18 protein-coding genes are annotated in these 20666 nt (G+C 62.1%); 16 read left to right on the top strand and 2 right to left on the bottom strand.

Annotated features, from left to right (window positions below):
* Positions 1–104: 104 nt before the first annotated feature.
* The 8 genes from dnaE (at position 105) to ispD (ending at position 11452) form a co-directional block, all read left to right on the top strand.
* Positions 105–3629, top strand: a complete 3525-nt coding sequence (gene dnaE, locus DM807_RS26280; RefSeq protein ID WP_179028148.1) for a DNA polymerase III subunit alpha — start codon at positions 105–107, stop codon at positions 3627–3629.
* Positions 3630–3736: 107 nt separating this feature from the next.
* Positions 3737–4684, top strand: a complete 948-nt coding sequence (locus DM807_RS26275; protein ID WP_041166396.1) for an acetyl-CoA carboxylase carboxyltransferase subunit alpha — start codon at positions 3737–3739, stop codon at positions 4682–4684.
* 141 nt (positions 4685–4825) lie between these two features.
* Positions 4826–6109, top strand: a complete 1284-nt coding sequence (gene tilS / locus DM807_RS26270) for a tRNA lysidine(34) synthetase TilS (RefSeq protein ID WP_179028147.1) — start codon at positions 4826–4828, stop codon at positions 6107–6109.
* Positions 6110–6378: 269 nt separating this feature from the next.
* Positions 6379–8007, top strand: coding sequence for a CTP synthase (locus DM807_RS26265; protein WP_012270851.1), 1629 nt, complete (start codon positions 6379–6381; stop codon positions 8005–8007).
* Positions 8008–8010: 3 nt separating this feature from the next.
* Positions 8011–8856 carry a 3-deoxy-8-phosphooctulonate synthase gene (kdsA, locus tag DM807_RS26260; protein ID WP_012270852.1) on the top strand — a complete coding sequence of 282 codons (846 nt, stop codon included), beginning with the start codon at positions 8011–8013 and terminating at the stop codon, positions 8854–8856.
* Positions 8857–9010: 154 nt separating this feature from the next.
* Positions 9011–10300, top strand: a complete 1290-nt coding sequence (eno, locus tag DM807_RS26255) for a phosphopyruvate hydratase (RefSeq protein ID WP_012270853.1) — start codon at positions 9011–9013, stop codon at positions 10298–10300.
* A 166-nt stretch (positions 10301–10466) separates the two neighbouring features.
* The gene (gene ftsB / locus DM807_RS26250) at positions 10467–10748 is read left to right on the top strand and encodes a cell division protein FtsB (RefSeq protein WP_012270854.1); all 282 of its coding nucleotides are present in this window, start codon (positions 10467–10469) and stop codon (positions 10746–10748) included.
* On the top strand, positions 10745–11452 hold the full coding sequence (gene ispD / locus DM807_RS26245; protein ID WP_012270855.1) for a 2-C-methyl-D-erythritol 4-phosphate cytidylyltransferase: 708 nt from the start codon (positions 10745–10747) through the stop codon (positions 11450–11452). The genes ftsB and ispD overlap by 4 nt, the downstream gene beginning before the upstream one ends.
* A gap of 69 nt (positions 11453–11521) precedes the next feature.
* On the opposite strand, the gene DM807_RS26240 is transcribed toward ispD, so the two are convergent.
* Positions 11522–12418 carry a LysR substrate-binding domain-containing protein gene (locus DM807_RS26240; RefSeq protein WP_012270856.1) on the bottom strand — a complete coding sequence of 299 codons (897 nt, stop codon included), beginning with the start codon at positions 12416–12418 and terminating at the stop codon, positions 11522–11524.
* Between the two features lie 107 nt (positions 12419–12525).
* Here DM807_RS26240 and DM807_RS26235 point away from each other — a divergent pair, with 107 nt between their 5' ends.
* The 8 genes from DM807_RS26235 (at position 12526) to rpoS (ending at position 19720) form a co-directional block, all read left to right on the top strand.
* Positions 12526–13638 (top strand): S-(hydroxymethyl)glutathione dehydrogenase/class III alcohol dehydrogenase, encoded by a 1113-nt coding sequence (locus tag DM807_RS26235; protein WP_012270857.1) that lies wholly within the window; start codon positions 12526–12528, stop codon positions 13636–13638.
* Positions 13639–13646: 8 nt separating this feature from the next.
* Complete coding sequence (fghA, locus tag DM807_RS26230; protein WP_012270858.1) at positions 13647–14501, top strand: S-formylglutathione hydrolase; 855 nt, start codon at positions 13647–13649, stop codon at positions 14499–14501.
* A 76-nt stretch (positions 14502–14577) separates the two neighbouring features.
* Positions 14578–15051, top strand: a complete 474-nt coding sequence (ispF, locus tag DM807_RS26225; RefSeq protein WP_012270859.1) for a 2-C-methyl-D-erythritol 2,4-cyclodiphosphate synthase — start codon at positions 14578–14580, stop codon at positions 15049–15051.
* Positions 15048–16106 (top strand): tRNA pseudouridine(13) synthase TruD, encoded by a 1059-nt coding sequence (truD, locus tag DM807_RS26220; protein ID WP_179028146.1) that lies wholly within the window; start codon positions 15048–15050, stop codon positions 16104–16106. Before ispF ends, truD begins: the two co-directional genes overlap by 4 nt.
* On the top strand, positions 16094–16843 hold the full coding sequence (gene surE / locus DM807_RS26215; RefSeq protein WP_012270861.1) for a 5'/3'-nucleotidase SurE: 750 nt from the start codon (positions 16094–16096) through the stop codon (positions 16841–16843). The genes truD and surE overlap by 13 nt, the downstream gene beginning before the upstream one ends.
* Before the next feature lie 35 nt (positions 16844–16878).
* Positions 16879–17517, top strand: a complete 639-nt coding sequence (locus DM807_RS26210) for a protein-L-isoaspartate(D-aspartate) O-methyltransferase (RefSeq protein ID WP_003252348.1) — start codon at positions 16879–16881, stop codon at positions 17515–17517.
* A gap of 229 nt (positions 17518–17746) precedes the next feature.
* Positions 17747–18604 carry a peptidoglycan DD-metalloendopeptidase family protein gene (locus DM807_RS26205; protein WP_012270862.1) on the top strand — a complete coding sequence of 286 codons (858 nt, stop codon included), beginning with the start codon at positions 17747–17749 and terminating at the stop codon, positions 18602–18604.
* Between the two features lie 108 nt (positions 18605–18712).
* Complete coding sequence (rpoS, locus tag DM807_RS26200) at positions 18713–19720, top strand: RNA polymerase sigma factor RpoS (RefSeq protein WP_003252351.1); 1008 nt, start codon at positions 18713–18715, stop codon at positions 19718–19720.
* Between the two features lie 536 nt (positions 19721–20256).
* Here rpoS and fdxA read toward each other — a convergent pair.
* Positions 20257–20580, bottom strand: coding sequence for a ferredoxin FdxA (gene fdxA / locus DM807_RS26195; protein ID WP_012270863.1), 324 nt, complete (start codon positions 20578–20580; stop codon positions 20257–20259).
* Positions 20581–20666: the final 86 nt, after the last annotated feature.

The raw sequence follows: 20666 nt of genomic DNA, 5'->3' as shown, positions 1-20666 counted from the left end.
TGGGAGCGGGGGTGCCCGCGAAGGGCTGCGACGCAGCCCCAAATCCCCTCCCCATTTAAGCTACAATCCCGCCCTTGTCGTTAAGCACTGCTACAGGATCTTCCATGTCGGTTCCCTTCGTTCACCTGCGCGTCCACTCCGAATTCTCGCTGGTCGACGGTCTGGTGCGGATCAAACCGCTGGCCAAGGCGCTGGCCGGGATGAACATGCCAGCGGTGGCGATCACCGACCAGAGCAACATGTGCTCGCTGGTGAAGTTCTACAAAACGGCCATGGGCGCCGGCATCAAACCGATCTGCGGTGCCGACCTGTGGCTGGCCGGTGCCGACCCGGAAGCCCCGCTGTCGCGCATTTGCTTCCTGGCCATGAACCCCCAGGGCTATCGCAATCTCACCGAATTGATCTCGCGGGGCTGGACCGACGGCCAGCGAAACGGCCTGGTCATCCTCCAGCGTGAATGGATCGCCTCCGCCAGCGAAGGCCTGATTGCCCTGTCTGCGGGCAAGGAAGGCGACATCGGCATGGCCTTGCTCAATGGTCGAGACGATGAAGCCCAAGCCCTGCTGCAAGACTGGATGGGCATGTTCCCCGAGCGCTTCTATGTTGAAGTACAGCGCACCAATCGCGCCCGCGACGAGGAATACGTGCACGCTGCAGTAGCCCTGGCCGACAAGCTTGGCGCGCCGCTGGTGGCCACCAACGACGTGCGTTTCATCAAGCAGTCGGACTTCGACGCCCACGAAACCCGTGTATGCATCGGCGAAGGCTGGACCCTCGACGACCCACGCCGCCCGCGTGGCTACAGCGACCAGCAGTACCTGAAGTCGGCCGAGGAAATGGCCGAGTTGTTCAGCGACCTGCCCGACGCCATCGCCAACACGGTCGAAATCGCCAAGCGCTGCAACATCCAGGTGCAGTTGGGCAAATACTTCCTGCCTGACTTCCCGACGCCCAACGGCATGGGCATCGACGATTACCTGCGGCATGTGTCCTACGAGGGCCTTGAAGAGCGCCTGGCGGTGCTGTGGCCGAAAGACACCACGCCCAATTACGAAGAGAAGCGCCAGGTTTACCTCGACCGCCTGAAGTTCGAGCTGGATATCATCATCCAGATGGGCTTCCCCGGTTACTTCCTGATCGTCATGGACTTCATCAAGTGGGCCAAGAACAACGACGTGCCGGTTGGCCCGGGGCGGGGGTCGGGTGCCGGCTCGCTGGTGGCCTACGTACTGAAGATCACCGACCTTGACCCGCTGGCCTATGACCTGCTGTTCGAGCGCTTCCTGAACCCTGAACGTGTTTCCATGCCCGACTTCGACGTCGACTTCTGCATGGACGGCCGCGACCGGGTCATCGACTACGTGGCCGAGGCCTACGGCCGTAACGCGGTAAGCCAGATCATCACCTTCGGTACCATGGCCGCCAAGGCGGTGGTGCGTGACGTGGCGCGGGTGCAGGGCAAGTCCTACGGCCTGGCCGATCGCCTGTCGAAGATGATCCCGTTCGAAGTGGGCATGACCCTGGAGAAGGCCTACGAGCAGGAAGAAATCCTGCGCGACTTCCTCAAAAGCGACGAAGACGGCCGCGAAATCTGGGACATGGCCCTGAAGCTGGAAGGTGTGACCCGGGGTACCGGCAAGCACGCCGGTGGTGTGGTTATCGCGCCGACCAAGCTTACCGATTTTTCGCCGATCGCTTGTGATGAAGAAGGCGGTGGCCTGGTCACCCAGTTCGACAAGGATGACGTCGAGGCCGCCGGCCTGGTGAAGTTCGACTTCCTCGGCCTGCGTACCCTGACCATCATCAAGTGGGCGATGGAGATCATCAACCGCGAGCAGGCCAAGAACAACCTGCCCGACTTGAACATCGACTTCATCCCGCTGGATGACCGCAAGACCTACGAGCTGTTGCAGAAGGCCGAAACCACGGCCGTGTTCCAGCTTGAATCGCGGGGCATGAAGGAGCTGATCAAGAAGCTCAAGCCCGACTGCCTGGAAGACCTCATCGCACTGGTGGCACTGTTCCGCCCCGGCCCGCTGCAATCGGGCATGGTGGACGACTTCATCAACCGCAAGCACGGCCGCGCCGAGCTGGCCTACCCACATGCGGACTACCAGTACGAAGGCCTCAAGCCGGTACTGGCGCCCACCTACGGCATCATCCTGTACCAGGAACAGGTAATGCAGATCGCCCAGGTGATGGCAGGCTATACCCTGGGCGGCGCCGACATGCTGCGCCGGGCGATGGGTAAGAAAAAGCCCGAGGAAATGGCCAAGCAGCGCGGTGGTTTCATCGAAGGTTGCGTGGCCAACAATATCGATGCGGACCTGGCTGGTAACATCTTCGACCTGGTAGAAAAGTTCGCCGGTTACGGTTTCAACAAATCTCACTCCGCAGCCTATGGCCTGGTGTCCTACCAGACCGCCTGGCTGAAAACCCACTACCCGGCGCCATTCATGGCTGCGGTACTGTCGGCGGATATGCACAACACCGACAAGGTGGTGGTGCTGGTAGAAGAAGTTCGCAGCATGAAGTTGCGTCTGGACGCGCCAGATGTGAACTTCTCCGACTTCAAGTTCACCGTCAACAACGACGGCCGTATCGTCTACGGCCTGGGTGCCATCAAGGGCGTCGGCGAAGGCCCGGTGGAAGCAATCGTCGAGGCCCGTGCCCAGGGCGGCCCGTTCAAGGACCTGTTCGACTTCTGTGACCGCATCGATCTCAAACGGGTGAACAAGCGTACCCTCGATGCGCTGGTGCGCAGCGGCGCGCTGGACCGGCTGGGCCCGCACTTCCATGACGAGATAAAGGCCTACCAGGCCAACATCGACATCAACCGTGCGACCTTGCTCTCGGCGCTGGGTGAGGCCATCAAGGCTGCCGAGCAAGCGGCCCACACCGCTGACAGCGGTCACGTCGATCTGTTCGGCAGCATGTTCGACGAGGCGCAAGTCGACGTCTATGCCAACCACCGCAAGGTCCGCGAGCTGACCCTCAAGGAGCGCTTGAAGGGCGAAAAAGACACCCTTGGCCTGTACCTGACCGGTCACCCGATCGACGAGTACGAGACCGAGATCCGCCGCTTCGCCCGCCAGCGCATCATCGACCTCAAGCCGTCGCGCGAAACCCAGACCATCGCCGGCATGATCATCGCCTTGCGGGTGATGAAGAACAAAAAGGGCGACAAGATGGGCTTCGTTACCCTGGATGACCGCTCCGGGCGCATAGAGGCTTCCCTGTTCGCAGATGCCTACATCGCGGCACAGTCCTTGCTGCAGGCCGATGCCATGGTGGTGGTCGAAGGCGAGGTCAGCAACGACGACTTCTCCGGCGGCCTGCGCCTGCGGGTTAAGCAGGTCATGACCATGGAAGACGCACGCACCAAGCTGGCCGAGAGCTTGCGCCTGAAAGTGGCGCACGATGCCCTGAAGGGCGACCGGCTGAAGTGGCTGGGTGAGCTGATCACCCGCCATCGCGGTGCTTGCCCGATCACCCTGGAGTACACCGGCAGCGACGCCAAGGCCATGCTGCAGTTCGGCGAGCAGTGGGCGATCGACCCGGCCGACGGGCTGATTCAGGCGCTGCGTGACCAGTTCGGGCGTGAGAACGTCTTCCTGCAATATCGTTGAACCGACAAAACATTTAATCTCGACCTGAATGCGCCTGATCCCTTAAGGTATGGCGCCAAACGGATCAACCGGCCGGCCGCCTGGCCGTAGACCCAAGACGGATGACTATGAACCCGAATTTTCTCGATTTCGAACAGCCGATTGCCGACCTGCAAGCCAAGATCGAAGGCCTGCGCCTGGTAGGTAACGACAACTCGCTGAACATCAGCGATGAAATTGCCCGTCTGCAAGACAAGAGCAACACCCTGACCGAAAGCATCTTCGGCAACCTGACCAGCTGGCAGATCGCCCGCCTGGCCCGTCACCCACGTCGTCCTTATACCCTGGACTACCTGGAGCACATCTTCACCGAGTTCGAAGAGCTGCACGGTGACCGCCACTTCTCCGATGATGCTGCCATCGTAGGCGGTACCGCCCGCCTGGACGGCAAGCCAGTCATGGTCATTGGTCATCAGAAGGGCCGCGAAGTACGCGAGAAGGTGCGTCGCAACTTCGGCATGCCGCGCCCGGAAGGCTACCGCAAGGCTTGCCGCCTGATGGAGATGGCCGAGCGCTTCAAAATGCCGATCCTGACCTTCATCGACACCCCAGGTGCATACCCAGGCATCGACGCCGAGGAGCGCAACCAGAGCGAGGCAATCGCCTGGAACCTGCGCGTGATGGCGCGCCTGAAAACCCCGATCATCGCCACCGTGATCGGTGAGGGTGGTTCTGGCGGTGCACTGGCCATCGGCGTGTGCGACCAACTGAACATGCTGCAGTACTCCACCTACTCGGTGATCTCGCCGGAAGGCTGCGCTTCAATCCTGTGGAAGACTGCCGACAAAGCCGCTGACGCCGCCGAGGCAATGGGCATCACTGCCGAGCGCCTGAAGAGCTTGAACATTGTCGACAAGGTCATCCAGGAGCCGCTGGGCGGCGCCCACCGTGACCCGGCCAAGATGTCGGAAGCCATCCGTGCCGACCTGGTGCAGCAACTGGACATGCTCGGCAAGTTCGACAACGACGCGCTGCTGGCACGCCGTTACGAGCGCCTGATGAGCTACGGCCTCTGATAGCGAGATGACGGGCACCGGCTTCGCCGGTGTTCGCGGGTACGCCCGCTTGCACAGGTAATGCTCTACCCTCGGGGCTAGCGGCATACTTGTGGGAGCGGGCGTGCCCGCGAATGCTTTGTTGAATCGAGCGAGGGCTAGATGATCAACCTCAACCCCTGGCTCAATGCCCCCAACTGGTACATCGCCTACTCCGGCGGCCTCGACTCCACCGTCCTCCTGCACCTGCTGGCTGACTACGCCCGCAACCACGCGTCCCCCCCGTTGCGCGCCATTCATGTCCATCACGGCCTGCAAACCGCCGCTGACGCCTGGCCTGCCCATTGCCAAGCCATCTGCGACAATCTCGGCATCGAACTCCAGGTCATCCACGTCCAGGTCAGCCCTGGCGCGAGTGTCGAACAGGCCGCTCGCGACGCCCGCTATGCCGCTTTCAAGCAAACGCTCGGCCCTGGCGACATCCTGTTCACCGGCCAGCACCGCGACGACCAGGCTGAAACCCTGCTGTTCCGCCTGCTGCGCGGCGCCGGTCTGCGTGGCCTTGCGGCAATGCCGGGGCAGCGGACGCTAGGGCAGGGCAGCCTGGCCAGGCCGTTGCTGGGGTGTGCCCGGCAACAGTTGCAGGACTACGCCAGCGCCCACCGGCTGGCCTGGATCGAAGACCCGTCGAACACTGACACACATTTCGCCCGCAACTACCTGCGCGGCGAGGTGTTCCCGCGCTTGCAACAACGTTGGCCACAAGCCAGTCAGAACCTCGCCCGCGCTGCAGAGCACTTGGGTGAGGCCCTGGGCCTGTTGGACGAACTGGCCCAGGCCGACCTGGCGCGCGCGCAGGAGGGGGCACCCGCCGCGTGGTCGGCGCTACCATCGCTCGGCCTGGCTGCCCTGGCGACGCTTTCGCCGTCCCGTCAACGCAATGCCTTGCAATATTGGCTGAGCCAGCGCACTCGTTTGCCCGACACGCGGCATTGGGCTGGCTGGGCAGACCTGCGCGATGCCGGCGCCGATGCCCAGCCAGTCTGGTCGCTTGCCGATGGGCGGTTGCTGCGTAGCCAAGGGCGCGTCTGGTGGTTGAGTGGCGATTGGCTGAAGACACCCACCGGCCAGCTGGCCTGGGCTGATCCTGACGAGCCGTTGCTGTTGCCGGGCAATGGTAGTGTGCGTCTTGTTGGCGCAGGCCAGCTCGATGGGTTGCGCATCGCCTACCGCCTGGGTGGTGAAATGCTGGAGATCCCCGGCCGTGGACGGCGCGACCTCAAGCGCCTGCTCAACGAGCAGCAAGTGCCGCATTTCCTGCGTTCGCGCCTGCCGCTGCTGTATCGGGGCGAACGCCTGCTGGCAGTGGCCAACTTGCCCAGGCAGGTGCAGGCGGATTGCCAGCTGCATTGGCAGTTACCGACGAACGCGCAAGGTTTGAGCTGAAGGGTACATTCCGGTAGACTACCCTCCCTTCTTGATACAACTTCTGTGGGTTCCGCGAAAACACAGGGGTTGCCGATTACCAAGCAGTTTTTTGCTGGGCTGATTCTGGAAATGACGAGCGAGCTCCATGCCGGGGATACCCCTGGTCTGTACAGACGCGGCAGTTTTTCGAGATGCACTGTGATTGACGCAGGTGATCGGGGGCTTCGGCCTTCCTTCGCTTTCTCCGGCGGCGCTGGCCGCCTTAACGCAGACTTCTAGGGTTTTTCATGACGCGCTACATATTCGTCACGGGCGGTGTTGTTTCTTCATTGGGGAAAGGCATTGCCTCGGCTTCCCTGGCGGCCATCCTGGAAGCGCGGGGCCTGAAGGTCACCATGCTCAAGCTGGATCCGTACATCAACGTCGATCCGGGCACCATGAGCCCGTTCCAGCATGGTGAAGTGTTCGTCACCCACGATGGCGCCGAGACCGACCTCGACCTGGGCCACTACGAGCGGTTCATCCGCACCACCATGACCCAGAACAACAACTTCACCACCGGCCGTATCTACGAGCACGTGCTGCGCAAGGAGCGCCGTGGTGATTACCTGGGCGCGACCATCCAGGTCATCCCGCACATCACCGACGAAATCAAGCGTCGCATCATCAAGGGCGCCGGCGATGCCGACGTGGCCCTGGTGGAAATCGGCGGTACCGTGGGTGACATCGAGTCGCAGCCGTTCCTCGAGGCCATTCGCCAGCTGCGCGTCGAAGTGGGCTCCAAGCGTGCCATGCTGATGCACCTGACCCTGGTCCCGTACATCGCCACCGCTGGCGAAACCAAGACCAAGCCGACCCAGCACTCGGTCAAGGAGCTGCGCTCCATCGGCCTGCAGCCTGATGTGCTGATCTGCCGCTCCGACCACCCGGTCGATGCCTCGTCGCGTCGCAAGATCGCGCTGTTCACCAACGTTGAAGAGCGTGCGGTGATTTCGCTGGAAGACGTCGACACCATCTACAAGATCCCGGGCGTACTGCACGCACAGGGCCTGGACGACTTCGTCGTCGAGCGCTTCGGCCTGCAGTGCAACGGCGCCGACCTGTCCGAGTGGGACAAAGTGGTCGATGCCAAGCTCAACCCAGAGCACGAAGTGACCATTGCCATGGTCGGCAAGTACATGGAACTGCTGGATGCGTACAAGTCGCTGATCGAGGCAATGAGCCACGCCGGCATCACCAACCGCACCAAGGTCAACCTGCGCTACATCGACTCGGAAGACATCGAGAACCAGGGCACCAGCCTGCTCGAAGGCGCCGATGCCATCCTGGTGCCTGGCGGTTTCGGCCTGCGCGGCGTGGAAGGCAAGATTACCGCGGTGCAATACGCCCGTGAGAACAAGGTGCCGTACCTGGGTATCTGCCTGGGCATGCAAGTGGCGGTGATTGAGTTCGCCCGTAACGTGATGGGTTGGAAAGACGCCAACTCCACCGAATTCGACCGTAACAGCGGCCACCCTGTGGTCGGCCTGATCACCGAGTGGGCCGATGCCACCGGTGCCGTCGAGACCCGCGACGAGGCTTCCGACCTGGGCGGTACCATGCGCCTGGGTGCTCAGGACTGCCAGCTGGCTGCCGGTTCCAAGGTGCACGACTGCTACGGCAAGGACGTGATCACCGAGCGTCACCGTCACCGCTACGAAGTGAACAACAACCTGCTGCCGCAGCTGGTCGACGCAGGCCTGGTGGTTTCCGGTCGTTCCGAAGACGGCGCGCTGGTGGAAGTGGTCGAGTCCAAGGACCACCCATGGTTCGTCGCTTGCCAGTTCCACCCGGAATTCACTTCGACCCCACGTGACGGCCACCCGCTGTTCAGTGGTTTCGTCAAGGCAGCTCTGGCTCAGAAGAACAAGGCCTGATCAATGACCCAGAAGATCATTCGCGTCGGTAACATCGAGATCGCCAACGACAAGCCGTTCGTCCTGTTCGGCGGCATGAACGTCCTGGAATCCCGTGACCTGGCAATGAAGGTCTGCGAAGAGTATGTGCGGGTTACCGAAAAGCTCGGTATCCCGTATGTGTTCAAGGCCAGCTTCGACAAGGCCAACCGTTCGTCGGTGACGTCCTACCGTGGCCCAGGCATGGAAGAAGGGCTGAAGATCTTCGAAGAGATCAAGCGCACCTTCAACGTGCCGGTGATTACCGACGTACACGAGCCTTACCAGGCCGAGCCCGTCGCCAAGGTGTGCGACATCATCCAGTTGCCGGCTTTCCTGTCGCGGCAGACTGACCTGGTGGTGGCCATGGCCAAGACCGGCGCGGTGATCAACATCAAGAAGGCCCAGTTCCTCGCCCCCCAGGAAATGAAACACATCCTGGCCAAGTGCGAAGAGGCCGGTAATGACCAGTTGATCCTCTGCGAGCGTGGTTCGAGCTTCGGCTACAACAACCTGGTGGTGGACATGCTCGGCTTCGGCATCATGAAGCAGTTCGAGTACCCGGTGTTCTTCGACGTGACCCACGCCCTGCAAATGCCGGGTGGCCGCAGCGATTCGGCGGGTGGCCGCCGTGCCCAGGTCACCGACCTGGCCAAGGCCGGCATGAGTCAGGGCCTGGCCGGGCTGTTCCTCGAGGCCCACCCCGACCCGGACAACGCCAAGTGCGATGGCCCATGCGCCCTGCGCCTGGACAAACTGGAGCCGTTCCTGGCCCAGCTCAAGCAATTGGACGACCTGGTGAAAAGTTTTCCGACGGTAGAAACCGCGTAAAGCTCATTTCTCGGGTAAAGTACCGCCCGATCCACCCCTGACCAGTCGGTCAGGGGCTCCCTTCACCTGGCCTGCCCAAAGCAAGTCCGCCCGGTGAACGGCAAGAATTTCCTAAGCTAAGTTGTTTTCGTCAAATTCTGGAGTGCTTACAACAATGGCAAAAATCGTCGACATCAAAGGTCGTGAAGTTCTCGATTCGCGTGGCAACCCCACCGTGGAAGCCGATGTACTGCTCGACAACGGCATCATCGGCAGCGCTTGCGCGCCGTCCGGTGCTTCCACCGGCTCGCGCGAAGCGCTGGAGCTGCGTGATGGCGACAAGAGCCGTTACCTGGGCAAGGGCGTGCTGAAGGCCGTCGCCAACATCAACGGCCCGATCCGTGAGCTGCTGCTGGGCAAGGACCCTTCCGACCAGAAGGCCCTGGACCGCGCCATGATCGAACTGGACGGTACCGAGAACAAGGCCAAGCTGGGCGCCAACGCCATCCTGGCTGTTTCCCTGGCTGCCGCCAAAGCTGCCGCCCAGGACCAGGACCTGCCGCTGTACGCGCACATCGCCAACCTGAACGGCACTCCTGGCCAGTACTCGATGCCGGTGCCGATGATGAACATCATCAACGGTGGCGAGCACGCCGACAACAACGTCGACATCCAGGAGTTCATGGTTCAGCCGGTTGGCGCCAAGACCTTCTCCGACGGCCTGCGCATGGGTACCGAAATCTTCCACCACCTCAAAGCCGTGCTGAAGGCCCGTGGCCTGAACACCGCCGTAGGTGATGAAGGTGGTTTCGCGCCTAACCTGGCTTCCAACGAAGACGCCCTGGGCGCCATCGCCGAAGCGGTCGAAAAAGCCGGCTACAAGCTGGGCACCGACGTGACCCTGGCCCTGGACTGCGCGGCTTCCGAGTTCTACGAAGACGGCAAGTACAACCTGTCCGGCGAAGGCAAGTCGTTCGACGCCGAAGGCTTCGCCGAGTACCTGAAAGGCCTGACCGAGCGCTTCCCGATCATCTCGATCGAAGACGGCCTGGACGAGTCCGACTGGGCTGGCTGGAAAATCCTCACCGACAAGATCGGTGAAAAAGTCCAGCTGGTCGGTGACGACCTGTTCGTGACCAACACCAAGATCCTCAAGGAAGGCATCGAGAAGGGCATCGGTAACTCGATCCTGATCAAGTTCAACCAGATCGGCTCGCTGACCGAAACCCTGGAAGCGATCCAGATGGCCAAGGCTGCTGGCTACACTGCAGTGATCTCGCACCGTTCCGGTGAAACCGAAGACTCGACCATTGCCGACCTGGCCGTGGGTACTGCCGCGGGTCAGATCAAGACCGGTTCGCTGTGCCGTTCCGACCGCGTTTCCAAGTACAACCAGCTGCTGCGCATCGAAGAGCAACTGGGCGCCAAAGCGGTTTACCGTGGTCGTGCCGAGTTTCGCGGCTAAGCAAGAGATGGTAAAAAGACAGCAGCCGGAGCGGTAGGAACGTTCGTACTGAACTTAACTACGTTCCAACGGGTTTCTGTCAACGAAGCCTGGCCTCGGCCAGGCTTCGTGCTATTCGAGGCCCCGTAAAAAAGTATGCGGCAGCCTTTTTAACCTGGATAACGTGATGCGCAGTCCCTATTGGGTGTTCCTCGTTCTGCTCCTGCTGCTGGGTGGCCTGCAGTACCGCCTGTGGGTGGGTAACGGCAGCCTGGCGCAAGTGACCGAGCTGAAGCAGCAGATTGCCGACCAGCATGCCGAAAACGAGCGCTTGCTTGAGCGTAACCGCGTGCTCGATGCCGAAGTGCTGGAGCTGAAAAAAGGCATGGAGACCGTTGAAGAACGGGCTCGCCATGAATTGGGGATGGTCAAAGAGGGCGAAACCCTCTTCCAGTTGCCACAGAAATGATCAATACCTTGCCGGCCTTCTGGGCCGTGATTCCTGCTGCGGGCGTTGGTGCCCGCATGGCTGCCGACCGCCCCAAGCAATACCTGGAGCTGGCTGGGCAGACCCTTCTCGAGCACAGCCTCGATTGTTTTCTTGGCCACCCGGCGCTTGCAGGGGTGGTAGTCAGCATTGCCGATGACGACCCGTATTGGCCTGGCCTGCGCTACGCCAGCGACCCGCGCATCCAGCGCGCGGCAGGTGGGCGTGAGCGCGCTGACTCGGTGCTCAACGCCTTGCTGGTGCTGCATGCCCAAGGGGCCTCGGACAGCGATTGGGTACTGGTGCACGATGCCGCGCGGCCAAACCTGGCGCGCAGCGACCTGGACAAGCTGTTGTCGGAATTGGCAGACGACCCGGTGGGTGGCCTGCTGGCGGTGCCGGCGCGCGATACCCTCAAGCGTGCCGATGGCAATGGCCGGGTGAGCGCTACCGTGGACCGCAGCACCATCTGGCAGGCGTATACGCCGCAGATGTTCCGCCTGGGTGCGTTGCACCGTGCGTTGGCCGAGTGCCTGGTGTCGGATGTCGTGGTGACCGATGAGGCTTCGGCCATCGAGTGGTCCGGTCAAGCGCCGCGGCTGGTTGAAGGGCGAAGTGACAACATCAAGGTGACCCGGCCGGAAGACCTGGAGTGGTTGCGCCAGCGTTGGGCAGGGCGTCGCTAAGGCTTTGGACCAGTGCTGGCTTCTTCGCGGGCATGCCCGCGAAAGGGCCAGTACAAGCAGCGCACTCCTTCAGCCGAGACGATATTCCGGCAACCCCGCCAACCCTTCCTTCAGGTAATCCACCAACCGCCGTACCTTCGGCGAAAGGTGCCGCTGCTGCGGATATAGCGCCCATACCGCTGTATTTGGTGGCTGGTGCGCCTCTAGCAGTGACACCAGCGCACCGTTGTTCAGGTGTTCCAGCACGTAATAATCCGGCAGTTGGCACAACCCTATCCCTTGCAACGCCGCATCCAGCACCGCCTGCCCACTGTTGCAGCGCCAATTGCCCTGCACCCGCTGGCTGATTTCACGGCCATCCTGCTGCAGCGCCCACAAATCCGAACTGCCCACCAGGCAATTGTGCCGCGCCAGCTCCGAAAGGCTGTGTGGTCGGCCATAGCGCTCGAGATAGGCCGGCGAGGCGCACAGGTACATGCGCCTGGGTGCCAGGCGGGTGGCCACCAGCCGAGAGTCGGCCAGCCTGCCCAGGCGGATGGCCAGGTCCATGCCTTCATGCAGCAGGTCGAGGGTATGGTTGCTTAGTTCCACATCCACCCGCAGTTGCGGATACAGCGCCATGAACCGCGTTACCAGTGGCACGATGAAGCGCTCGCCATAGGCTACCGCGCAGGTCATGCGCAGCAAACCCTTGGGCTCGCTGGCCAGGTCGCCCATGGCGCGCAGGGCTTCCTCGCGGCCATCCTGCAGGCGCTGGCAATGCTGCAGAAAGGTCTGCCCGGCCTCGCTCAGGGTTACCCGGCGGGTGCTGCGGTACAGCAGGCGCGTCTGCAGGCGCTCCTCCAGGCGAGCGATCTGCCGGCTGATATGTGACGAAGATACTCCCAGCCGTTCAGCGGCCGCGGTGAACTGGCCTGATTCGGCTACGGCGACGAATTCGTCGATGCCTTCCCAGCGGCTGCTCATTGATTATCCCTGTATGGCAATAATGTTTTGTCTTTGCCCGGATTATTCATCAAAAGCGGCTGAATTACACTGCAAGCCTGAATCGACCCTCTGTCTGGAGACCTTTGATGATCAAGTCCCGTGCTGCCGTAGCCTTCGAGGCCAAGAAACCCCTGGAAATCGTCGAAGTCGACGTGGCCATGCCCAAGGCCGGTGAAGTGCTGCTGCGCGTGGTCGCCAGCGGTGTTTGCCATACCGACGCCTACACCCTGTCCGGGGCGGACCCGGAGGGTATCTTCCCGTCGATTCTCGGCCACGAAGGCGGCGCGATCGTCGAAGCGGTAGGCGAGGGCGTGACCTCGGTTGCCGTGGGTGACCACGTGATCCCGCTGTATACCCCGGAATGCGGCAAGTGCAAGTTCTGCCTCTCGGGCAAGACCAACCTGTGTCAGGCCATTCGTGCCACCCAGGGCAAAGGCCTGATGCCGGACGGCACCACGCGTTTCTCGTACAAGGGCCAGCAGCTGTTCCACTACATGGGCACGTCGACCTTCTCCGAGTACACCGTGCTGCCGGAAATCTCCGTAGCCAAAATCCAGAAGGAAGCCCCCCTGGAAAAGGTCTGCCTGCTGGGCTGTGGCGTCACCACCGGTATCGGCGCGGTGCTCAACACCGCCAAGGTCAAGCCGGGTGACACCGTGGCCATCTTCGGCCTCGGCGGTATCGGCCTGTCGGCGGTGATCGGTGCGGTCAAGGCCAAGGCCTCGCGTATCATCGCCATCGACATCAACCCGGCCAAGTTCGAAATCGCCCGTCAACTGGGTGCCACCGACTGCGTCAACCCGAAAGACTACGACCGCCCGATCCAGGAAGTGATTGTCGACCTCACCGACGGTGGCGTGGACTTCTCCTTCGAGTGCATCGGCAACGTGCAACTGATGCGCGCGGCCCTGGAATGCTGCCACAAGGGCTGGGGCGAGTCGGTGATCATTGGTGTGGCGGGTGCCGGCCAGGAAATCGCCACCCGTCCGTTCCAGCTGGTTACCGGCCGGGTATGGCGCGGTTCGGCGTTCGGCGGTGTGCGAGGCCGCAGCGAGCTGCCAAGCTACGTGGAAATGTCCGAGAAGGGCGAAATCCCGCTGGACACCTTCATCACCCACACCATGGGCCTGGAAGACATCAACAAGGCCTTCGACCTGATGCATGAAGGTAAGAGCATCCGTAGCGTGATCCACTTCTGAGGTACGCCATGAGCCTGGATAACATCTCCTGCCAGAAGAGCTTCGGCGGCTGGCACAAGCGTTACCGGCATCACTCCAAGGTGCTGGGTTGCGACATGGTGTTCGCCGTGTACCTGCCGCCGCAGGCCGAACAGGGTGAGAAGCTGCCGGTGCTGTACTGGCTCAGTGGCCTCACCTGTACCGACGAGAACTTCATGCAGAAGGCCGGCGCTCAGCGCCTGGCCGCCGAGCTTGGGCTGATCATCGTCGCCCCCGACACCAGCCCGCGTGGCGAGCAGGTGCCGGGCGACCCGGATGGCGCGTGGGACTTCGGCCTTGGGGCCGGCTTCTACCTCAACGCCACCCAGCAGCCCTGGGCCCAGCATTACCGCATGCATGACTATGTGGTACAGGAGTTGCCAGCCCTGATCGAAGCGCACTTCCCGGCGTCGGGCGAGCGCAGCATCAGCGGCCACTCCATGGGCGGGCATGGCGCGCTGGTGTGCGCCTTGCGCAACCCAGGGCGCTACCGTTCGGTGTCGGCGTTTTCCCCCATCAGCAACCCGATGGATTGCCCGTGGGGCGAGAAAGCTTTCAGCCGCTACCTGGGTGAAGATCGGGCGCGCTGGCGCGAGTGGGATGCCAGCGTGTTGCTGGCCGAAACCCCTGCCGGCGAGTGCCCGCCGTTGCTGGTTGACCAGGGCGACCGTGACGACTTTCTCGAAAAACAGCTCAAGCCCGAAGCGCTGGAGCAGGCCGCACGCAAAGGGGGCCATGCACTGACCCTGCGCCTGCAGCCGGGCTATGACCATAGCTACTACTTCATTGCCAGCTTCATCGAGGAGCACCTGCGCCATCATGCGGTGGCACTGGGGCGGGTGTAGCACCCTGGGCCAAAAGCCGCCAAACCCGCTGCAAAGCAGGTAGAATCACGCCCTGACTCATTCAGGGCGTTTTTCTATGCGTATTGGCCATGGCTACGATGTGCACCGTTTCTGCGACGGTGATTTCATTACCTTGGGCGGGGTGCGTATCCCCCACAAATACGGCCTGCTGGCCCATTCCGACGGCGACGTGCTGCTGCACGCCCTGAGCGATGCCTTGCTGGGCGCCGCGGCGCTGGGCGACATCGGCAAGCACTTCCCCGACACAGACCCGCAGTTCAAGGGGGCCGACAGCCGAGCGCTGCTGCGCCATGTGGTCGGCATCGTCAGGGCCAAGGGCTGGAAGGTCGGCAATGTCGACGCCACCATCGTCGCGCAGGCGCCGAAGATGGCCCCGCACATCGAGACCATGCGCCAGCTGATCGCCGAAGACCTGCAGGTCGAGCTCGACCAGGTCAACGTCAAGGCCACCACGACTGAAAAGCTGGGCTTCACCGGCCGCGAGGAGGGGATTGCCGTGCATTCGGTCGCCCTGCTGCTGCCAGCATGACCGAACTGGAATTGCTGGGCCCGCGCGCATCGGGCGAACCGTTGGGCACCGCCGTACTCAAGGCGGTGGCCGAGGATTTCCAGGTCGACGAAGTGCTGGATATCCCCCTGTCGGGGCAGGGCGAGCACCTGTGGCTGTGGGTCGAGAAGCGTGACCTGAACACTGAAGAGGCCGCCCGCCGCCTGGCCCGTGCCGCAGGCGTGCCCGTGCGCAGCATCAGCTATGCCGGCCTGAAGGACCGCCAGGCGCTGACCCGCCAGTGGTTCAGCCTGCACCTGCCGGGCAAGGCCGACCCGGACCTGTCGCGGGCCGAGGATGCCAGCCTGCGTGTGCTCAAGCAGGTGCGCCACCTGCGCAAGCTCCAGCGCGGCGCGCATTCGGCCAACGGTTTTACCCTGCGCCTGACGGCTCTGGCAGCCGATCACCAGGCGCTGGACACGCGCCTGGAACAGCTGAAGCAGAACGGTGTGCCCAACTATTTTGGCACCCAGCGCTTCGGCCACGGCGGTGGCAACGTGCATGACGCCCTCGAGTGGGCTGCCCGCAAGGCTTTGCCTGAGCAGCGCAACGTGCGTTCGCGGCTGCTTTCGGCTGGGCGCAGCTTCCTGTTCAATCAACTGCTGGCTGCGCGTGTCGCTGACGGCAGCTGGGCTCGCGCCCAGGTCGGCGACCTGCTGGCGTTCACTGACAGCCGTAGTTTTTTCCCGGCCGGTGAGGCGGAATGTGCCGACCCGCGCCTGGCGATTCTCGATCTGCACCCGACTGGCCCTATGTGGGGCGAGGGCGCCTCGCCTGCTGGCGCAGCCACTGCCCTGCTGGAAAACGCCGTTGGCGCACGGCAGCCGGCACTTTGCCAGTGGTTGGCCCAGGCGGGCATGGATCACGAACGGCGAATTCTGCGGCTCCCTATTGGCGGCCTGACGTGGCATTATCCCGAGCCTGATATCCTGCAACTGGAATTCGTCCTGCCGGCCGGATGCTTCGCCACCGTGGTGGTGCGTGAAGTCGTGGATCTGGTGTCGGCAGGGCAGACGGACAGCCCATGCGTATTCTGATTTCGAACGACGACGGTGTTACCGCACCCGGCATCGCCGCGTTGCACGCTGCGCTGGCGGATTACGCCGAGTGCGCGGTGATCGCCCCGGATCAAGACAAGAGCGGCGCCAGCAGTTCGCTGACGCTGGACCGGCCACTGCACCCGCAGACCCTGGCCAACGGCTTCATCAGCCTCAACGGCACGCCAACCGACTGTGTGCACCTGGGGCTCAATGGGTTGTTGCCACAGGCGCCAGACATGGTCGTGTCGGGGATCAACCTCGGTGCCAACCTGGGCGACGACGTGCTGTATTCGGGTACGGTCGCTGCGGCGTTGGAAGGCCGTTTCCTCGGCGGTACCTCGCTGGCGTTCTCGCTGTTGTCGCGCCAGCCGGACAACCTGCCGACCGCTGCCTATATCGCCCGTCGATTGGTCGAGGCACAGTCGCGCCTGGCGCTGCCGCCCCGCACCGTACTCAACGTCAATATCCCCAACTTGCCGCTGGAGCACATCCGTGGCATCCAGCTCACCCGCCTCGGTCATCGGGCGCGGGCGGCGGCGCCGACCAAGGTGGTCAACCCGCGCGGCAAGGAAGGCTACTGGATTGCCGTGGCCGGTGATGCCGAGGATGGGGGGCCGGGCACCGACTTCCACGCGGTCATGCAGGGCTACGTATCGATCACCCCGCTGCAACTCGATCGCACCTTCAATGATGCCTTCGAGCAGCTCGACGGTTGGCTGGAGGGCCTGCTCTGATGCGCGAGGACGATATGCTGCGGCGTGGTATCGGCATGACCTCCCAGCGTACCCGGGAGCGGCTGATCCAGCGCCTGTGCGAAGAGGGTGTGTCGAATACCAAGGTGCTCGACGTGATCCGTCGTACCCCGCGCCACCTGTTCGTCGACGAGGCGCTGGCACATCGCGCCTATGAAGACACCGCGTTGCCGATCGGCCACAACCAGACCATCTCGCAACCGTTCATGGTTGCCCACATGAGCGAGCTGCTGCTCGAAGCCGGGCCGCTGGACAAGGTGCTGGAAATCGGCACCGGCTCGGGTTACCAGACGGCGATCCTGGCCCAGCTGGTCGAGCGGGTATTCTCGGTGGAGCGCATCAAGGTATTGCAGGATCGGGCCAAAGAACGCCTGGTGGAGCTGAACCTGCGCAACGTGGTGTTCCGCTGGGGCGATGGTTGCGAGGGATGGCCGGCATTGGCGCCGTACAACGGCATCATCGTCACTGCCGTGGCGCCGGAAGTGCCGCAGGCATTGCTCGACCAGCTGGCACCTGGAGGCCGCATGGTCATCCCGGTGGGGCCGGCCGGCGAAGCGCAGCAACTGATGCTGATCGTGCGCGAGGAGCATGGGTTCTCCCGTCGCGTGCTGGGGGCTGTGCGTTTCGTGCCGCTGCTCAATGGTCCGTTGGCCTGAGCCCAGCTTGCATTGGCTGTTTGGGTAGGCACCACGCGGTATTTTTGGGCCTGCAGCGAATTCTTGCCGCTTCGCCCTGTCTATCTGGCGGGGCGAAGCGCCAGCGCACACCGGGGCTTTGCAACAGCCTATTGCTCCAGTCTGCCAATACCGGCTGGCTTGGTTATAATTGCAACAATATTGCATTTCTTGTCTTCATATCGTTTTCGGCACCATGAGGGGAGCGCGGGTGGGTCACACAGTCATTCGGCAGCGCAAGGACGGGTCAGGTTTCAAGCTTCTGGTGATTGCATTGGCCATGGGCACGCTACTGGTGGGTTGCTCGAGCACCAGCAGCAACAGCGCGCGGGTGGTCGACCGCAACAACAGCGTGCCCAAGCGCCCGGCGGTGACTTCCGGGCAATACATCGTCAAGCCTGGCGACACCCTGTTCTCCATCGCCTTCCGTTATGGCTGGGACTACAAGGAGCTGGCCGCACGCAACGGTATCCCGGCGCCTTACACCATCCGCCCGGGCCAAGCGATTCGTTTCAGCAGCGGTTCTAGCAGCAGTACCACGGTGGTATCCAACCCTTCCTCGTCGAGCCGCACCACGGTCACGCGGCGGCCTGTGGGCAGCCCCGCCACGGCGCCGGCCAGCACCAGCAAACCAGCCACTCCGGCCCCTTCCACCAGTGCGCCAGTGGTTGCCACCGTGCCGGCTGCGGAGCGCGCGGTAGGCGGCTGGACCTGGCCTGCCAACGGCGTGTTGATTGGAAAATTTGCTTCAAACGGTAGTTTGAATAAAGGCATTGATATCGCCGGTGATTTGGGACAGCCTGTTTTTGCTGCGTCTGATGGTGCGGTGGTTTACGCCGGGAGTGGTTTGAGGGGCTACGGCGAGCTGATCATCATCAAACACAGCGATACCTACGTCAGTGCCTACGGCCATAACCGCAGGCTGTTGGTTCGGGAGGGGCAGCAGGTCAAGGCAGGGCAGTCGATTGCTGAAATGGGGTCTACGGGCACAGATCGGGTGAAGCTGCATTTTGAGATTCGCCGCCAGGGCAAACCCGTCGATCCGCTCCAGTTCCTGCCACGCCGTTGATCGTTGTACCCGGCCTGTTCCTGTGATGTAGAGGGGACAGGCTCAAGCGCTGCCAGGGATAAAGGTGCCGCTCGAGTCTGAGTTCGAACTCAGCAAAGGACTATAACAATGGCTCTCAGTAAAGAAGTGCCGGAGTTTGACATCGACGATGACGTCCTCCTGATGGAGACGGGTATCGTTTTGGAAACGGATGTGGTGTCAGACGAACCTGCTGTATCTTCGGTTCGGACGAGGGCCAAGTCGGGCTCTTCGCTCAAGCAACACAAGTACATCGATTACAGCCGGGCGCTCGATGCCACCCAGCTGTATCTCAACGAGATTGGTTTCTCGCCGCTGCTGTCGCCGGAAGAAGAAGTGCACTTTGCGCGCTTGTCGCAAAAGGGCGATCCTGCCGGCCGCAAGCGCATGATCGAAAGCAACCTGCGCCTGGTTGTAAAAATTGCCCGTCGTTACGTGAACCGTGGCCTGTCGCTGCTCGACCTGATCGAGGAGGGCAACCTGGGGCTGATCCGTGCGGTCGAGAAGTTCGACCCAGAGCGTGGTTTCCGGTTCTCGACCTATGCGACCTGGTGGATTCGCCAGACCATCGAACGGGCGATCATGAACCAGACCCGCACCATCCGCCTACCGATCCATGTGGTCAAGGAACTGAACGTCTACCTGCGCGCTGCACGCGAGCTGACCCAGAAACTCGACCACGAACCCTCGCCAGAAGAAATCGCCACGTTGCTGGAGAAGCCGGTCGCCGAGGTCAAGCGCATGCTTGGCTTGAACGAGCGGGTGTCTTCGGTGGATGTGTCGCTTGGCCCGGACTCGGACAAGACCCTGCTCGACACCTTGACCGACGACCGCCCGACCGACCCGTGCGAGCTGCTGCAGGATGATGACCTGTCGCAGAGCATCGATCAGTGGCTGGGTGAGTTGACCGACAAGCAGCGTGAAGTGGTGGTGCGGCGCTTTGGCCTACGCGGGCATGAGAGCAGTACCCTTGAAGATGTTGGCCTGGAGATCGGCCTGACCCGGGAGCGGGTGCGGCAGATTCAGGTAGAGGGGCTTAAGCGCTTGCGCGAGATCCTGGAGAAGAACGGCTTGTCCAGCGAGTCGTTGTTCCAGTAGCGAAGGCTCGTAACACAAAGCGCCCCGATGACCTCGGGGCGTTTTTGTGTGTGGCTAAAAGAGTTATCCCCATCCGAGATTGCAGGGCTGCAACGCTGCCTCAAAACCTGGGCATAACAGATATCCAATGTGTATTGCGCTACCCCAGTAACATTCCATGTAAGCCTTTTCTTACTTGTTTTGTAAGCTATCTATGCAAGTCTCAGTAAATCATTGTCGTTTTCAGCCTCTGTATTTTTCCAACTCATTGAAAACAATGGCTTATTTTGCTGTGAGGGAATATGTCCCCGGCAATACCTTGTGAGGGTTCGCGCTTGCCCGTCCGGCTCAACCCGCTAGTATTCGAACTGTGCACAGGGACATGCACAGGCTTTCAGGACGAAGGCCAAGGACGTCGCAAGAAGCGATTTCATCAGGATGATGTTTGGGACAAGCAGGGACTACGGAAAAAATGTGGGCGGGTCAAACCGCCCCTTTTTTTTTGCCCGCAGAAAACAAAAAAGGCCCCGAGGGGCCTTTTTCGCATCTGGGCGTTATCAGCGCTCCAGGTCGGCAATCTTGCCAGTCTTGCCATCCCACTCTTCGGCGTCAGGCAAGGCATCCTTACGCTCGGTGATGTTCGGCCAGACTTCCGCCAGTTCGGCGTTCAGCTCGATGAAGTTCTCCATCCCTGCAGGGATTTCGTCTTCCGAGAAGATGGCTTGCGCTGGGCACTCCGGTTCGCACAGGGCGCAGTCGATGCACTCGTCCGGGTGGATGACCAGGAAGTTCGGGCCTTCGTAGAAGCAGTCCACCGGACAGACTTCCACGCAGTCGGTGTATTTGCATTTGATGCAGTTGTCGGTGACGACGAAGGTCATTTCTAATTCTCTCCTCAGGCGACGGCGGCGGCCCTTCCTCTCAGGGCCGCGCGGTTTACAGGTATGTGGCTGCAGGCCAGGCTAAT

The sequence above is a fragment of the Pseudomonas hunanensis genome, assembly GCF_013393325.1.
GTDB lineage: Bacteria > Pseudomonadota > Gammaproteobacteria > Pseudomonadales > Pseudomonadaceae > Aquipseudomonas > Aquipseudomonas putida_P.
Note: the sequence above shows the minus strand (reverse complement) of the source record. Positions and strands in the feature narration are given on the sequence as shown.

Coding starts and splice junctions, on each gene's coding strand:
- dnaE (WP_179028148.1), top strand. CDS start 105: ATGTCGGTTCCCTTCGTTCACCTGCGCGTCCACTCCGAATTCTCGCTG.
- DM807_RS26275 (WP_041166396.1), top strand. CDS start 3,737: ATGAACCCGAATTTTCTCGATTTCGAACAGCCGATTGCCGACCTGCAA.
- tilS (WP_179028147.1), top strand. CDS start 4,826: ATGATCAACCTCAACCCCTGGCTCAATGCCCCCAACTGGTACATCGCC.
- DM807_RS26265 (WP_012270851.1), top strand. CDS start 6,379: ATGACGCGCTACATATTCGTCACGGGCGGTGTTGTTTCTTCATTGGGG.
- kdsA (WP_012270852.1), top strand. CDS start 8,011: ATGACCCAGAAGATCATTCGCGTCGGTAACATCGAGATCGCCAACGAC.
- eno (WP_012270853.1), top strand. CDS start 9,011: ATGGCAAAAATCGTCGACATCAAAGGTCGTGAAGTTCTCGATTCGCGT.
- ftsB (WP_012270854.1), top strand. CDS start 10,467: ATGCGCAGTCCCTATTGGGTGTTCCTCGTTCTGCTCCTGCTGCTGGGT.
- ispD (WP_012270855.1), top strand. CDS start 10,745: ATGATCAATACCTTGCCGGCCTTCTGGGCCGTGATTCCTGCTGCGGGC.
- DM807_RS26240 (WP_012270856.1), bottom strand. CDS start 12,418: ATGAGCAGCCGCTGGGAAGGCATCGACGAATTCGTCGCCGTAGCCGAA.
- DM807_RS26235 (WP_012270857.1), top strand. CDS start 12,526: ATGATCAAGTCCCGTGCTGCCGTAGCCTTCGAGGCCAAGAAACCCCTG.
- fghA (WP_012270858.1), top strand. CDS start 13,647: ATGAGCCTGGATAACATCTCCTGCCAGAAGAGCTTCGGCGGCTGGCAC.
- ispF (WP_012270859.1), top strand. CDS start 14,578: ATGCGTATTGGCCATGGCTACGATGTGCACCGTTTCTGCGACGGTGAT.
- truD (WP_179028146.1), top strand. CDS start 15,048: ATGACCGAACTGGAATTGCTGGGCCCGCGCGCATCGGGCGAACCGTTG.
- surE (WP_012270861.1), top strand. CDS start 16,094: ATGCGTATTCTGATTTCGAACGACGACGGTGTTACCGCACCCGGCATC.
- DM807_RS26210 (WP_003252348.1), top strand. CDS start 16,879: ATGACCTCCCAGCGTACCCGGGAGCGGCTGATCCAGCGCCTGTGCGAA.
- rpoS (WP_003252351.1), top strand. CDS start 18,713: ATGGCTCTCAGTAAAGAAGTGCCGGAGTTTGACATCGACGATGACGTC.
- fdxA (WP_012270863.1), bottom strand. CDS start 20,580: ATGACCTTCGTCGTCACCGACAACTGCATCAAATGCAAATACACCGAC.